Raw genomic sequence first — 14,798 nt, forward strand, 5'->3', positions numbered from 1 at the left:
CTTAATAACTAACGAATTCATCTTAAGACAGCCGAGCTATCTCCCTTGTTCTAAAGGTTGTTTTATTTAAATATATTCTAAAACATGTTACATGTTCCGTCAAACTAAACTGCAATTTTTTCTTCAACTGTTTCTTCTACTTTTACTCGTTTATCATAAATGCTCGTTGCTATAAGCGCTACTACAAGCATTACCATGATTGCTATAAACAATACTTCCATATTGTATAAATCCACAATTGCTCCGCCAACGACCGGTCCGAACATTTTCCCTACAGTCGCCGCACTATTTACGACACCTTGATAAAATCCTAATTTATCTTTTGGTGCAAGTATATTTGCAATCGTTGGAACCGCAGGCCATACAAATAACTCACCAATTGTTAATGTTACCATCGCAACGAGGAACATCGTAAATTGCTGCGCTTGACTTAACACAATGAATGACGCCGCAAAAATGAAGATTCCAATCATAATTTGCTGTTTTAAAGAACGCTTCATCCAACGAATTAGCATACTAACAAGTGGCTGCGCACAAACAATCATCGCTCCGTTTATCGTCCATAATAAACTATAGTGACGAAGGCTAATATTCAATTCTTGCATATGTGTTGCAATCGCTCCTTGCCACTGTACGTATGTAACCCAGCATAAAGCATATGCTATACACACGATAAGAAGTGCTTTAAATCCAGGTGTAAGTGACCACCCTTTTTTCGTTTCGACTTCTTTTTGCACTCCTGGCTCTTTCTTGTCTTCCATACCGCGGAATCCAATAAAAGCAATTAAAAAGAAAACAAAGTATAAAATAAAATTCGCTAAGAAAATATAATCAAAACGATACGATGCAACTAATCCACCACATGCTGTTCCGATCGCAATACCAACATTTTGTCCAACGTACATCGCATTAAATGCCCGTCTTCCGCCTTCTGGCCAAACCGTACCAACCATCGCATACATCGATGGGAAGACCATTCCAGAACCGAAGCCGATTAACGCTAGCCACACAACATATAACGGCCAACCGTGGAAGAACACAAGACCTAAAATCGATACAAGTGTAATCACAATCCCTACTAAAGTTGATTTATAACCGCCCCATTTATCAAATAAAACACCGCCGAGCAAGTTTCCGATTACACCAGTAAGCGAATTGATCATTAATACCATTCCGGCCACAGATAAAGATTTTCCTAGGTGATCATGCAAATAAATTGTATTAAAAGGCCATAAAAAAGAAGCACCCGTGACATTAATAATCATCCCAGCTACTAATAGCCATACTTTCCTTGGCATAGTTTCCCCTCCTATTCTATTTTTTTCGTTCATATATATAACAGTAAAATTGTAGTCGTTTTTAAATAGGAAGGCAACTGATTAATAGTTGATGAAATTCAGATAATGGTTTTGCGATCAATGAAATTATACTGATTGCTTCTTGGATTATATCAGCGATTATTAAAATATATCGACTTACCGACAAAAAATGACAACAGTAACAATGTATAAAGAGGCTGCATGAACTTCATGCAGCCTCTTTATACTATCCAACTTCCTTTTCTCGCTTCGCACGTTCTTTAGCACTCCATTTAAACACCTTATCTAGTAGCGAGTATATTCTCCCAGACTCTTTCGTTAATAATGGTCCTAACGATGCCAATATTAAAACATATAAAGCGGAGAACGGTTTAATCGCTGCCATTAAGCCGCCCGCGATTCCAATATTCGCGACGATAATGGAAAATTCTCCGCGTGATACAAGTGTTAAACCGATATTCGTAGAAGCCTTATGCGATAACCCAGCTTTACGCCCCGCAACCATTCCAGCAGTAAAATTACCGATAAGAGTAATGAAAACTGCTCCTAATGCCAACCACACTGCTCCTCCAAGTGAAAATGGGTCTATACTTAAACCGAAGCTGAAAAAGAATATAGCTCCAAAGAAATCACGAAACGGAACAACGAGCTGTTCAATTCGATCACTATGCTCTGTTTCAGAAAAGACGAGCCCCAATAATAATGCTCCAATCGCCTCCGCGACATGAATCGTTTCTGAAAATCCTGCTACAAAGAACAAAATAGCGAATATTACGATAATAAAAATTTCATTGGACGAAATATCTAACATTTTATTTAAAAATCGTGTAGCTTTTCTAGCAACTACAAAGAATAGTAGCATATACCCTACTGCGATTAAAATAGATGTAAGAGCACCTACAAGTGACGTTGCCCCTCCGAGTACTAATCCTGAAACGACTGATAAATATACGGCTAAAAAGATATCATCAAACATAATGATTCCTAAAATTAGCTCCGTCTCTTTATTACCAGATCTTCTTAAATCAACAATTACTTTCGCAACAATTGCACTCGATGAAATTGTTATAATCCCAGCAATAATTAATGTTTCTAATAAGGGGAAACCCATTATATATCCGTAAATTAAACCTAATATAAAATTAAGCGATATATGAACAGTTCCCCCAAAGGCAATTGATTTTCCTGATTTAATTAATTTTTTAATTGAGAATTCTAAGCCTAAATAGAATAAGAGGAATATAACGCCAACACGGCCGAGGAAGGAAATAACTTCTCCACTTTCAATAAATCTTAAATCGATAAGCCCTAAATCTGGGGCATGGGGCCCCACTAGCATACCAAGTATAATGAGAAACGGAATAATCGAGAACTTTAACTTTGCAGCGAGAATAGCTGCAAAAGCGACTAATACTAACGCAGTTCCAACTTCAAAGATTAAAGTATCCATCGATTATGAATCCCCTCCTACTGAAAGCAACTCATTAATAATTCTTTTTACTTCATGTCTTTCGCCTGATAATACGAGCATATCGCCAGCTTCAATGATAGAATCTGGGCCTGGATTAAAGAACTTCTTCATATTTTTTTTCAAAATGGCAATAATTGTTACGTTATATGTGTTTCGGACATGTAAACTACCAATTGTTTTTTGTACGACTGGTGCATTATTTTCCACCTTAAACCACTCAATTGATAATCCTTCAAAGGCCATTTCAATCGTATCTAAAGCTTGTGGTCTATATACCATTCCGCCCAATATAGCTGCAATTTGTCTCGCTTCGGAATCACGAAGAGAGACGCTTGAAATACTCTCCTCATGATCAGCATCAAAATGGTACATTTCTCTTCGGCCATCATCATGAATAACGATAACCATCTTTTCATTACCTTTTGTAATCACTTCAAACTTACATCCAATACCCGGCAGTTCGCTCTCTCTAATATTCATATTTTCCGCCTCCTAATTTTTTTAGTTACGGCTTTTATAAATCGACATCAATCTCCGTTTTAAAGGTCTCATCCTTTGAGATACCTAAATACTTTAGCGTCTCTGATGGAGTCGCGTGATGAAAATGTTTTTGCAATAGCGCAATCGCTATCCCTCTTTTGTACGCATGAAATCCGAACGTTTTTCGCATTGAATTCGTTCCGATCTTACCAACAACTCCAACTGCTTCTGCAGCATTATGAATTACACGATACGCTTGTTGGCGCGTAATTGAATTTGGCGTTTTATTAGATTGAAATACGTAATTTTCTCTTTTAACGCCAATAGATTGTACGTAATCTAAAAGCGCTTCTTTTACTTTTGTATTTAAATAAATATCTTGTTTAAATTTTTCATCTTTCACAGGAAGAGTATAAAACTCTTTAACAGTCCCGTCTTCATTTAATACATCTTCAAATTTCATGCTAAGTAGTTCTGTAATTTTTAATCCTGTGTTAATTCCAATAACAAATAAAAGATAATCTCGCTGGGAGTGCTCTTTTAAATATTTTTTCATAGCCTCAATTTGGCTTATATCTTTTAATGCCTCTACAACTTCCATACATGTATTCTCCTCATCTTATGAACGGTAATTTTCTCATTATGTTGTCCATTTTACCTTATCATGCTATGAGATTTCCATGTGTTATCCATTATTTTCACAATATACTCAGGTGGTTCTGAAAACTTTCAATGTGGAAACTTACGATTGTATAAATACGTTGCGGTAAAAAATGTGGGGATAAAAGTTCAGCTTCTTTCTACAGATTGGATTCCTCCTTTCCTTATACAGCTACTTCTACTTTTATATTACGTTACTTACTTGCATTATATTATATATTTCAGTAACATTAAAGTGTTTTTTCTGAAAATAATAAAAACCGAGCGTTTTTGCTCGGTTTTTATTATTAATCTTCTTTCGGAAGAACAATTCCTTTATACAATTGAACTGTAATGAAGTAATAAATCGCATAAATAACTACGAAAATTACGATTGGTACCCAAATACGGAAGTACGGATCGATTAAAATAAATCCGAAAATATTCATACCAACTAATACGTGAGCGATACCCACAATTGCTGGGAATAAGAATACTAAGAATAACTCTTTATAAATTGATTTCGTTAATAACTCACGGCGCACACCGATTTTACGGAGCATTTGATAACGCGTAATATCTTTTGATGCACCAGAAAGAATTTTAAACATAAGACAGCTTGCCATCATTGCTAAGAACGCAATTCCAAGGAAGAATCCCATAAACACTGTTCCACTCGCAACGCCGTATAACATGTCGTAAATTTGATATTTACTATTTAATCTTTCAGCTTTTACATTTTTATATTTATCTAGCTGCAACTCGTCAAGTTTTTTCCATTCTTTTGTATATGCTAAGAAATCATCTGCTTTTCCGATAAATGCTATACCTTCTTTACCATTTATCCCATCGTACATTTTTTGATCTACAATTTTAATTGCATGATCTTCGTATATATAATACGGATGAATTGTGCTAAAAGCATCAACCCATTCTTCTGGAAGTTCTTTAGCGTTCGCATCTTTTTCATTCATTTCTCTAGAAACTGCACCTACTGGTAGTTCCTGTGAAACCTTCTTTGTATTCACTAAATCCTTCATCGACTTCATATTTGTCATATCTTTTACGAAAGGACGATTTTTTTCTAAATCTTCTTTTACATAATAAACGTATTTATCATCAACTTTGTAGCGATATTCATTTTTTTCTTTAAATGTAATACCGTCTAAAATTTTCTTTTCTTCAGCTGTAGGATTATGAACAACTGAGTCATAGATTACTAAACCCTCAGACAGTTTGATAGCGTTATTTTTAAACGCCATACCACCTGAAATTGCACCTGCTCCAAGAGCAACTAACATCGCTACTGTAGCAAGAACCTTTGTTAAACTATTAATACGGAAGTTTAATTGTGCAAATGTAAAAGCGTTAAGTCCTTTTTCACTACGCTTTTTATTACTCTTTAACTTTTTAATAAAGACCGGGAGAAGTGATCCAAACAGCATGTAAGTACCAGCTGTCGTTGTAATTAATGCAATAATGATTCCCATTTCTCTTAGTTTTTCCATGTAAATCATTGATGCATAGCCCATTCCTAATAAAATAACCGCAAGGAATGCAACTACACCTGTCATTTTTCCTTTTACTGCAACACGTTCTGTTTGTGCGTCTGCATGTACAAGTTGCAGGACAGAAATACGTGATAATTTAATACTGTTCATAATTGCCGATAATACAAATAGTGCAAAGAAGAAGATGCACGTAACAGTCATAGATGGCAGGTAAAATGCTTTATAGCCTTCACCAGCAAATTCTAATTGTTTCATTAATAATTGACCGATACCTTCTGCAAGTCCTACACCAACTGCAATTCCAATTGCAAGAGACGCGGCGCCTAATACAATTGTCTCAATAAACATAAGTAATGTAACTTTATGCTTTTTTGCTCCTAACATCATATACATACCAAACTCTTTTTGACGAAGAGATAGTAAGAAAGAGTTCGCATACAAAATATAGAAGAACGTTATAATAGCTAGTAAAAATGAACCTGCTTGGAATACAAATCCAATTTGACCAATAGTAGAATTTTCCTTAAGGAAGGCCTCGTTTAACGCTAATGTTTGGAACATATAAAAAATTGAAATGGACATGACAAGACCAACAAGTAAGACGATATAATCTTTTAGCTTACTCTTTAGTCCTGACATGGAAAGTTTGAATAACATGCTCTAGAACCTCCTTTCTTACGCTTTTTGTGTGCCTAAGTCCGCAAGCACATCTAAAATTTCTTTATAAAACTCTTCACGTGTACCGCCGCGGTGAATTTCTTTATATAGCTCACCATCTTGAATGAATAAAATACGCTGACAGTAACTTGCACTGTACGGATCATGTGTAACCATCATAATAGATACGCCTTGATCTTTATTTAAGTTTGTCATCGCATCAAGTAAACTCGTTGCATTTTTAGAATCAAGCGCTCCTGTTGGCTCGTCCCCTAAAATAATTGCAGGCTCATGCACTAAAGCACGCGCTGCTGCCGAACGTTGCTTTTGCCCACCAGATACTTCAGATGGGTACTTTTGAAGTATTTCTGTAATTCCTAACATATCCGCTACTTTCTCGACTTTTGGTCCAATGTTACGTGATGGAACACCTTGCAAGGAAAGTGGAAGTGCAATGTTTTCATAAATAGATAAGTTTTCTAACAAATTAAAATCTTGGAAGATGAATCCTAACTTTTGTGAACGGAAATCAGAAAGCTCACCTTGTTTCATTTTTGTAATATCCGTTCCTGCAATTTCAACAACGCCGCCCGTTGCTTTATCTAACGTTGAAATTACATTTAATAATGTCGTTTTACCAGAACCAGATGGTCCCATAATTCCAACAAACTCACCCTCTTGAATTGAGAATGACACACCTTTTAACGCGTGTGATTGGTTCTCACCTTTTTTACCGTACACTTTTTGAACGTTTTTCACGTCTACAACTGGTTTCGTCATATATATCCTCCTACGCTTGTTTTTCCATTACCTATTTTGCGCCTTTTGGAAGTGAACTGCTATTTGTTAACATTACATTTACCTTACACTTTTGTAATATAAAAAAGGTGTACTTGTAAGCTTGGCTGTTAATACTAGTTCACATTTCGGCATAGTAAATCGGTAAATGAAATTATATCGGCGATTTTCAAAATATATCGGCGCAACTACAAAAGCTGAAAATAAAAATAGGCTGTTCCACAAAAAGAACAGCCCACTTCTCTCTTTATTTCTTTAAAGGTGTTACCGTCCAGTACGTAATAACACGCCAAATCCATTCTAATGGACCCATTTTAAAGATTTTCATCCAAATTACACTAAACACAATTTGAATTGCATAAATTGCGATACATACATATAGCGTCTGCATGTATGTTAAGTTACCTGCAAAGTTAAATACACTACCGGCAATTAAAATCATTGCCGTTTGTCCGATATAATTTGTTAAAGCCATACGACCGTAGTATTTCAATGGTGCTAATAATGTTTGAACTGGTTTTAACTGAAGTAATAAAATTAATGCTCCTACATAGAAAGCTGAAATAATTGGCCCAACAGTAATACCAATTTTCAGAAAATGGCTTGCAGCATCCATTGTTCCGTCTTCATTCATCAATATCATATTTACAAATGGGTCAGCAGGCACGTGTCCATATTGATACCATACAGCTGCCACACTTAAAACAAACATAATGCCTGTAAAAATAGCGACTTGCTTTATGTTTTTTGAAAGATTTTCAAATACACGATATTGTCCTGCAGCAAGACCTAATAAAATTAAACCAAGTGGTAATAGTTCTTTAACACCCATTACACTAAAGGCTATTGTCAAAATAAGACCAATTACTAAGTTCACTTGTTTTTTCGCTTTATAAAACGGTAAAACGATTAATCCGCAAATTGCGTATAACGCTAGTGCTTCTCCAGGCTGAAACATGTAATGAATCAAACCAAAAATAAATAATGCAACTACGCGGCGGAAAAATAGAACATATCCATTTTTCTCTTTCGCAATCGCTCTTGTAATGAAGATATAGAATCCCACTCCAAATAAGAATGAGAAAATCGAGAAGAAACGACCTTCTACAAATAAGTATAGAAACCTTTGATAGCTAGCATCTACTGTATTAGGATCTGGAGTTTTAATATGAAGTAGTGCTAAAATATTTACTAAAATAATCCCCAGTAATGCGAAGCCACGAATGTAATCTAACTCATCAATTCGTTTGTTTGTAATATTGTTCCCCATAAAGCAGCTCCTTGTCCAAAATTTAATCCTCCCTTACTCTACTGGAAAAGTAAGCTTACAACTATCGGCAAACCTTACAGGAATCTTACATTATTGTCATATAACAAAACAAAACCAGGTCATATTGCGACCTGGTTTACTCTGATTGCTTTGATCTTTGAGGTTGTCCTTTTTTACTGTTACGCTGTTTCACTTGAACAATCGGATCAAGTTCATTCGAAAATTCAGCGTTATGTCCATTTTGTGTTTTTTGTTCTGGGTTATTTTGATCTGAACGTTTCGCCATTACATTCACTCCTTATTAGTGCGGTGTAATAATCATTTGATGTTGCAATTGGCGAATTGCCATACGCGCTCTATTTAACTGCTCACGTTGCTCATCATTCGCATGTTGTTGCATCGTTTGTAAATCGTTATATGCTTGTTCTAATTGCAACTGCGCATCCGAATACTCCATCGTATTATAATGCTCTTGTCTCATGCCTTGTTCTAATTGTTCTTTCGCATATTCCACCGCTTGTTCCGCTTGTGTAATATACGATTCAAGTGATTGACGCTCTGCCATAATTGTCCCTCCTTGCTTCAATTCCCCTTTAGTTTGTCCCTTCCTTATGAACCTTATGAGTATGTTATAATGGATTTTGTGTTATTTTGACTCGGCTTAGGAGGGAAAGTAATGAAGGTTCAAAACCCTTTTCCATATACAAACGACAATAAACGTTATCATACATGGAATTACCATTTACGAAATGAATTTGGTGAAAAAATCTTTAAAGTTTCATTAGATGCTGGCTTCGATTGTCCGAACCGTGACGGTACAGTTGCTTATGGCGGTTGTACATTTTGCAGTGCTGCTGGATCTGGTGACTTCGCTGGCGATCGCCGCGATGATGTTATAACGCAATATCATGAAATGAAAGAAAAAATGCGCTCAAAGTGGAAAGACGGAAAATGTATCGCTTATTTCCAAGCGTACACAAATACACATGCACCACTTGAAGTGTTAAAAGAAAAATTCGAACCGCTTCTAGCAGAAAAAGACGTTGTCGGTCTTTCTATCGCAACTCGTCCAGATTGTTTACCGGACGATGTTGTTGAATATTTAGCGGACTTAAATAAACGCACGTACCTTTGGGTTGAACTCGGACTACAGACCGTTCATGAACGTACTGCAAACCTTATTAATCGCGCTCATGATTATCCTTCTTACGTTGAAGGTGTAAATAAATTACGTAAGCATGGCATTCGAGTTTGCTCTCATATTATTAACGGTCTTCCTCTTGAAGATTACGACATGATGATGGAAACAGCTCGTGAAGTAGCGAAACTTGACGTACAAGGAATTAAAATCCACTTACTTCATTTATTAAAAGGAACGCCAATGGTGAAGCAATATGAAAAAGGACAACTCGAATTCCTTTCTCTTGAGGATTACGTAAGCCTCGTTGTTGACCAACTTGAAATTATTCCAGAAGACGTAATTGTGCACCGCATCACAGGTGACGGTCCGCCTGATTTAATGATTGGCCCAATGTGGAGCTTAAATAAATGGGAAGTTTTAAATTCCATCGATGCAGAATTTGTACGCCGCGGAAGCTGGCAAGGAAAATATGCAAATGAGGAGAAACAAAAATGAAATTAGAACGGGTATTACCGTTTGCTCGTACTCTCTTGCAAACGGCAGTAAAAGAAGGCGATTACGCTGTAGATGCAACTTTAGGAAACGGGCATGACACTTGCTTCCTAGCTGAAATCGTTGGAAATAACGGAAAAGTATTTGGATTTGATATTCAAAAAGAGGCGATTGAAAGCTCAACAACTCGTCTAAAAGAAAAAAAACTTTTCGAACGTACTGTTTTAGTTCACGATAGTCACGATACACTTCTATCCATATTACCAGAAGATGCAAAAGGAAAAGTAACAGGTGCAATTTTTAACTTAGGTTACCTTCCTGGCGGAGACAAACATATCGTCACAAAACCGAACTCAACAATCTCGGCGATCGAGCAATTATTAGAAGTAATGGCGCCTGAAGGTATCATCGTCCTTGTCATTTACCACGGACATCCAGAAGGACAAGTAGAACGCGACGCTGTTCTCAAATTTGCCGAAGAACTAGACCAAAAACAAGCTCACGTACTGCGATATGGCTTTATTAACCAGCAAAATAATCCGCCATTTATTGTGGCGATTGAGAAACGATAAAGTGAAACTTTAATCAGTGGGGGGGAATCCCCACTGATTATTAGTTGAACCAATCGGGCATTTATGGGCAGTTTATCTCCCAACTAACTTCTTTGCTCCAGCCGAATTTTAAGGTGGAAGTTTTACTGCCCGTTAATGTGGGGTAATATATCAACGATTTTTCAATTATATCTATCGTAACTCGGGATATATCAACGATTTTTTCGATATATCTATCATAACTTACAATATATCAACGATTTCTCGGATATATCGATTGTTCGACAAAACATAACAAAAAAGACGTGCACTCATTGCACGTCTTTTTTGTTATTCTCCTATATAATGGATGTAAACATTCTTAAAGGAGACGAAACAATGATCGGAATACTAACAGGAATGGGGCCAAAATCAACTTGACCATTCGTCGATACAGTTGTAGCAGGGTGCCAAACAATATACGGAGCAAAGCATGATATGGACTTTCCTCATATGATGATTTACTCGTGCCCAACACCATTTTACATGGATCGCCCTATTGATCACGAAGCGATGAAAAAGGCGATTATTGACGGAGCACAAAAACTTGAAAGTACTGGTGTAGACTTTATCGCTATGCCTTGCAATACAGCCCATCTTTACTTTGAAGAATTACAGCGTTCTCTTTCTATCCCGATTTTACATATAGTCGATGAAACGTTACAAGCAATTCCTAAAAACGTAAAAAGAGTCGCTCTTCTTGCAACGGAAGCAACTGTTCAAGCTGGGATTTACCAAGATGGGATTGCAAAACGTAATATAGAGTACATTCATCATGAAAAATGGCAGGAAATGATTAATCAAATCATTACTTATATTAAATCTGGGGAGGTTAAAGAAGCTCGCGAATTGTGGAATGCGCTCGTTTTACAATTGAGAGAGGAAGTTGATACGGTAATTATCGCATGTACCGATTTGAATGTGGTGGCGAGTGAGGATTTTGTTGATTCCTCTCAATGTCTTGCTGATGCGGTTGTTAGGATGTACTTATCAAATATAAAGAGATCTTCATAAACATAGAAAACACTCCTTCTAAAATGTGTTTTATGTTTAATAAAAATCCCACAAACTTTTAACTTTCTTCACAATTCTTTCAAAGTAATCACACTTAATCTCGCTATATTAAATAAGTAGTTATTCATATAGGGAAGGTTAGGGGAACTGAAAGTATGAAAGTAAATCGTTCGCTTCATTACATTTTTTGGCGTTGGCATTTTTATGCTGGGCTTTTTATTACGCCACTTCTTATTACGTTGTCACTGAGCGGAATTGGGTATTTATTTCGGGAGGAAGTTGAAGATTTCATCTATAAAGATTTATATTTTGGGAAGAGTGCTCAAACAGAATCTATTTCGATGTCTGATTCTATTTCCTTAACAGAGAAAAAATATCCACATTATAGCGTGGCGAAAATTAGTGAGTTTAATGGGGATTATAATACGAGACTTACGATTGCAAATGAGTATACTGGACAACAAAAATATGTGTATTTAGATAGTAATAATCAAATTGTTGGAGATCAAAATGCAAGTGAAACGTTTGCCAATATCATGAGGGAATTACATAGTTCTCTTTTAGTTGGCGGCACTATCGTTAACTATACTGTGGAGCTTGCGGCATGCTGGACAATCTTTTTAATCATAACCGGATTGTACATGAGTATACGCCAATTCAAAAACACACCATCATCCAATAAGCGAGAAAAAGCAAAAAGACGTCATTCTATTATCGGTATTATATTTACAATTCCTCTCTTTCTGCTAGTCGCATCTGGATTGCCATGGTCAGGATTTATGGGGAACCAAATTTATAAAATTGCATCGTCAAATGAATCACTCGGATATCCAAAATTGTACATGGCACCGCCTGAATCAAAGGTAAAAGAATTGCCGTGGGCAACAAGAAAAGAAGCTCCTCCTGAGTCGAATTCAAATGAACCGAAAGCAATTTCTGTCCATGAATTACAAAAAGGAATTGAAATAAAGAAGCCATATGTTATTTCACTACCAGCTGATCAAAAAGGTGTATTCACTGTTTCGAAATCGAGCGGTTCTGGTATTACAGGTATGCATGTTGCACCAAATGAAGAGATAACAGCTTACTTTGACCAATATAGCGGGGAACTCATTTCCAAAACGGACTATCGTGATTATGGATTACTTGCACAATGGTTCACTTACGGTATCCCACTTCATGAAGGACATTTATTCGGATGGCCAAATAAAATATTATGCTTACTAACGACATTATCTCTACTACTTCTCATTTATTACGGAATAAAAATGTGGTTAGCAAGGAAGCCGAAAGGAAAATTAGCAGCACCACCAAAGCAAAGAGATAAGAAAAGCATAATCGTTTTCTTTATCATGATGGTTATACTAGGCGCTGTCATGCCTTTATTCGGGCTATCTGTTTTAGTGATTTTTGCGATTGAACTTCTTATATATGTATTTTCAAAAATACGATCATAATGAAAAGAAAACCACTCTACATGAGTGGTTTTCTTCATCATTGCGCTGTTTTCTTTCGGTACATCTTCCCGTTCCAATAGAAGAATCGTGAAGTGAGGCCTCCGTACTTTACAATGCGCCGTGCCATTTTGTGCATATTCTTTTGTGCTGATACTTTTTGATCTGATAAATAAATACCAAGTAATCCTCGGCTTATAAGGCGATGAAACTTCGCATGAGGCAAATCACCAATGCTCTTCTCTGCTTCTTCTACAAAGTGTTTCATACGATCTAATATTGCTTGCTCGTTTTCATAATAACTACAGAAATTCAAATCCCCGCCGGCGCGGTCTTCTTCTTGATCAATGAAATAATCAAGTAAGATATGAAGTCCTTGTACGTAAGGGAAGTACCCTTGTCTAATTTTCGCAATATCTTCATCATGTAATTCATCATGAAATGCATATGCTACAAGACAGAAAATTCCAAGTGTAGAACCGGCACATGCTGAAAATTCAAACCAACTCATCTCAGGTAAGTTTTCTTTATGTGCTTCAAACCAAGTTTTCAGGCGCGGCTCTCTTTCTTCTAACTTCACGTGTTTATGAATTTGCAAATCACAATAATAACAAGCCAGTTCATGAAGAACAGGAGCAATTTTGTCATAGTGCTTCGTTTTCTTTAAAACATCTTGGCATGTTTCAACAAGTTCATCTAAATAACCACCATCATCTTGATCATCACGATAACGATAATAATTACCGCCACCTTCTACTTCAGGTGATAATGCCATTAACATCGATTCATGCAGTGCGGCAAAATCATTTGGATCAAGTGATGTACTGCGATCACATAAATTATCTAAATAGTCGCTGATCGTTTGATACGCTACGATAAAACGAATACATTCTTCTCGGTGTTCATTTGCTAGCAGAGCTAAAATGCCACCGCCCTCACAATGAAACGTTTTATGCTCAATACTTGCGATTGCCTGACTATGAAGCTCATCATTCGGAATATGGTAGGCACGCTCTTTCCACATCGCTAGCTCATGGTGTACAACCGGAAACACATCACGGTATACTTTCGCCATGAGCGTTATGGGATTACTCGGTACGTTCACTTCTTCCTTCATCTCCTCTATTAAATGTACAAATAATGATTTATTTGTTTGTTTTTACTATATTATTGACATGCATTTCAGTAAATGACTGAATATAACTCAAAATTTCATCACGCTCATACTCATTTAATAACTCGTGATAACAATTCGGCCATTCTTTAAAAGCCTTATCACTTATTTTAACATTATCAAACCAAGTGCGGACACGTGTTTTATCTACAAGTTTATCCTCACAAGCTTGCATTAGCAAGAGCGGAACATCTGGAAAATCATCTATTTTTTTATGAGCAATTTCGATAGACTTAATCAATTCACTATACCAACGTACTGATACTTTGCGCAAGAACAAAGAATCATTCTCCATTGCATCTCTCACTTCGTGGTTACGTGTTGACATTTCCACCGTAAGATTCGTTGCAAATTGCAATTTTGGAGCCACAACATTTAATATTTTTGAAGCAAGTTGAAGCGGAGCAGAGGGTCCAGTCACTACCCCTAAACAAGGCGAACTCAAAATAATACCCTCTACATCTTCTCTCTTCGTTTCTTGCATCATACGAATGACAATAAGACCACCCATACTATGACCGAATAGAAAAATAGGTAACCTATACTTTCTTGCTTCTTTCACCCATAGTTTAATTTCCTCTATGTATTCATCAAATGAATCAATATGTCCTCTATTTCTTGAAGTCGTTCCATGTGACGGAAGATCCCCCATCACGACGTGGTAGCCGATATGATTCCACATTTCCGCAACGGCTTCGTAACGTCCGTGATATTCCATTGCGCCGTGCACAATAACAATGACAGCCTTTGCTTCCTCCGCTTCATAATTCCACATACGGCTCTCCTCC

14 protein-coding genes and 1 pseudogene are annotated in these 14,798 nt (G+C 36.6%); 4 read left to right on the plus strand and 11 right to left on the minus strand.

Going from position 1 to position 14,798, the window contains the following annotated elements:
* Nucleotides 1-104: 104 nt before the first annotated feature.
* The 9 genes from DN399_RS23270 to DN399_RS23315 form a co-directional block, all read right to left on the minus strand.
* Nucleotides 105-1,298 (minus strand): MDR family MFS transporter, encoded by a 1,194-nt coding sequence (locus DN399_RS23270; protein WP_001137556.1) that lies wholly within the window; start codon nucleotides 1,296-1,298, stop codon nucleotides 105-107.
* Between the two features lie 247 nt (nucleotides 1,299-1,545).
* Nucleotides 1,546-2,769, minus strand: coding sequence for a cation:proton antiporter (locus DN399_RS23275; RefSeq protein WP_000380167.1), 1,224 nt, complete (start codon nucleotides 2,767-2,769; stop codon nucleotides 1,546-1,548).
* 3 nt (nucleotides 2,770-2,772) lie between these two features.
* On the minus strand, nucleotides 2,773-3,270 hold the full coding sequence (locus DN399_RS23280) for a cation:proton antiporter regulatory subunit (protein ID WP_001026053.1): 498 nt from the start codon (nucleotides 3,268-3,270) through the stop codon (nucleotides 2,773-2,775).
* A 34-nt stretch (nucleotides 3,271-3,304) separates the two neighbouring features.
* Nucleotides 3,305-3,871: a tyrosine-type recombinase/integrase gene (locus DN399_RS23285; protein WP_000454210.1), complete on the minus strand. Its 567-nt coding sequence runs from the start codon at nucleotides 3,869-3,871 to the stop codon at nucleotides 3,305-3,307.
* A 346-nt stretch (nucleotides 3,872-4,217) separates the two neighbouring features.
* Nucleotides 4,218-6,077, minus strand: coding sequence for an FtsX-like permease family protein (locus tag DN399_RS23295; RefSeq protein WP_149149953.1), 1,860 nt, complete (start codon nucleotides 6,075-6,077; stop codon nucleotides 4,218-4,220).
* A gap of 18 nt (nucleotides 6,078-6,095) precedes the next feature.
* The gene (locus DN399_RS23300; protein ID WP_000165844.1) at nucleotides 6,096-6,857 is read right to left on the minus strand and encodes an ABC transporter ATP-binding protein; all 762 of its coding nucleotides are present in this window, start codon (nucleotides 6,855-6,857) and stop codon (nucleotides 6,096-6,098) included.
* Nucleotides 6,858-7,122: 265 nt separating this feature from the next.
* Nucleotides 7,123-8,145: a DUF418 domain-containing protein gene (locus DN399_RS23305; RefSeq protein ID WP_149149954.1), complete on the minus strand. Its 1,023-nt coding sequence runs from the start codon at nucleotides 8,143-8,145 to the stop codon at nucleotides 7,123-7,125.
* A 136-nt stretch (nucleotides 8,146-8,281) separates the two neighbouring features.
* Entirely contained in the window at nucleotides 8,282-8,431 is a 150-nt protein-coding gene (locus DN399_RS23310; protein ID WP_001129341.1) for a hypothetical protein, read from the minus strand.
* Between the two features lie 15 nt (nucleotides 8,432-8,446).
* Nucleotides 8,447-8,710, minus strand: a complete 264-nt coding sequence (locus DN399_RS23315; RefSeq protein ID WP_000840871.1) for a YtzC family protein — start codon at nucleotides 8,708-8,710, stop codon at nucleotides 8,447-8,449.
* A 111-nt stretch (nucleotides 8,711-8,821) separates the two neighbouring features.
* Between DN399_RS23315 and mnmL the strand changes: the two genes are divergently transcribed.
* The 4 genes and pseudogenes from mnmL (at nucleotide 8,822) to DN399_RS23340 (ending at nucleotide 12,839) form a co-directional block, all read left to right on the plus strand.
* A complete protein-coding gene (mnmL, locus tag DN399_RS23320) occupies nucleotides 8,822-9,781 on the plus strand; it encodes a tRNA modification radical SAM protein MnmL/YtqA (RefSeq protein ID WP_000868033.1) in 960 nt (319 codons plus the stop codon).
* Nucleotides 9,778-10,350, plus strand: coding sequence for a tRNA 5-(aminomethyl)-2-thiouridylate-methyltransferase MnmM (gene mnmM / locus DN399_RS23325; RefSeq protein ID WP_048534998.1), 573 nt, complete (start codon nucleotides 9,778-9,780; stop codon nucleotides 10,348-10,350). The genes mnmL and mnmM overlap by 4 nt, the downstream gene beginning before the upstream one ends.
* A gap of 357 nt (nucleotides 10,351-10,707) precedes the next feature.
* A pseudogene (locus tag DN399_RS23330) lies at nucleotides 10,708-11,382 on the plus strand (aspartate/glutamate racemase family protein).
* 155 nt (nucleotides 11,383-11,537) lie between these two features.
* Nucleotides 11,538-12,839, plus strand: coding sequence for a PepSY-associated TM helix domain-containing protein (locus DN399_RS23340; protein WP_149149955.1), 1,302 nt, complete (start codon nucleotides 11,538-11,540; stop codon nucleotides 12,837-12,839).
* Nucleotides 12,840-12,876: 37 nt separating this feature from the next.
* Here the strand turns inward: DN399_RS23340 and DN399_RS23345 are convergent, their stop codons facing one another.
* Complete coding sequence (locus tag DN399_RS23345) at nucleotides 12,877-13,941, minus strand: tetraprenyl-beta-curcumene synthase family protein (RefSeq protein ID WP_141540670.1); 1,065 nt, start codon at nucleotides 13,939-13,941, stop codon at nucleotides 12,877-12,879.
* Between the two features lie 40 nt (nucleotides 13,942-13,981).
* Nucleotides 13,982-14,785, minus strand: a complete 804-nt coding sequence (locus DN399_RS23350) for an alpha/beta hydrolase (protein WP_149149956.1) — start codon at nucleotides 14,783-14,785, stop codon at nucleotides 13,982-13,984.
* Nucleotides 14,786-14,798 lie beyond the last annotated feature (13 nt).

This window comes from Bacillus sp. AR4-2 (assembly GCF_008274865.1).
GTDB classification, from domain to species: Bacteria; Bacillota; Bacilli; order Bacillales; family Bacillaceae_G; genus Bacillus_A; species Bacillus_A cereus.

Excerpts from the sequence above, each read along its gene's own strand:
- DN399_RS23315 (WP_000840871.1), bottom strand. The coding sequence starts at position 8,710 with ATGGCAGAGCGTCAATCACTTGAATCGTATATTACACAAGCGGAACAA.
- DN399_RS23300 (WP_000165844.1), bottom strand. The coding sequence starts at position 6,857 with ATGACGAAACCAGTTGTAGACGTGAAAAACGTTCAAAAAGTGTACGGT.
- DN399_RS23305 (WP_149149954.1), bottom strand. The coding sequence starts at position 8,145 with ATGGGGAACAATATTACAAACAAACGAATTGATGAGTTAGATTACATT.
- DN399_RS23275 (WP_000380167.1), bottom strand. The coding sequence starts at position 2,769 with ATGGATACTTTAATCTTTGAAGTTGGAACTGCGTTAGTATTAGTCGCT.
- DN399_RS23280 (WP_001026053.1), bottom strand. The coding sequence starts at position 3,270 with ATGAATATTAGAGAGAGCGAACTGCCGGGTATTGGATGTAAGTTTGAA.
- DN399_RS23285 (WP_000454210.1), bottom strand. The coding sequence starts at position 3,871 with ATGGAAGTTGTAGAGGCATTAAAAGATATAAGCCAAATTGAGGCTATG.
- DN399_RS23270 (WP_001137556.1), bottom strand. The coding sequence starts at position 1,298 with ATGCCAAGGAAAGTATGGCTATTAGTAGCTGGGATGATTATTAATGTC.
- DN399_RS23310 (WP_001129341.1), bottom strand. The coding sequence starts at position 8,431 with ATGGCGAAACGTTCAGATCAAAATAACCCAGAACAAAAAACACAAAAT.
- DN399_RS23340 (WP_149149955.1), top strand. The coding sequence starts at position 11,538 with ATGAAAGTAAATCGTTCGCTTCATTACATTTTTTGGCGTTGGCATTTT.
- DN399_RS23350 (WP_149149956.1), bottom strand. The coding sequence starts at position 14,785 with ATGTGGAATTATGAAGCGGAGGAAGCAAAGGCTGTCATTGTTATTGTG.
- mnmL (WP_000868033.1), top strand. The coding sequence starts at position 8,822 with ATGAAGGTTCAAAACCCTTTTCCATATACAAACGACAATAAACGTTAT.
- DN399_RS23295 (WP_149149953.1), bottom strand. The coding sequence starts at position 6,077 with ATGTTATTCAAACTTTCCATGTCAGGACTAAAGAGTAAGCTAAAAGAT.
- mnmM (WP_048534998.1), top strand. The coding sequence starts at position 9,778 with ATGAAATTAGAACGGGTATTACCGTTTGCTCGTACTCTCTTGCAAACG.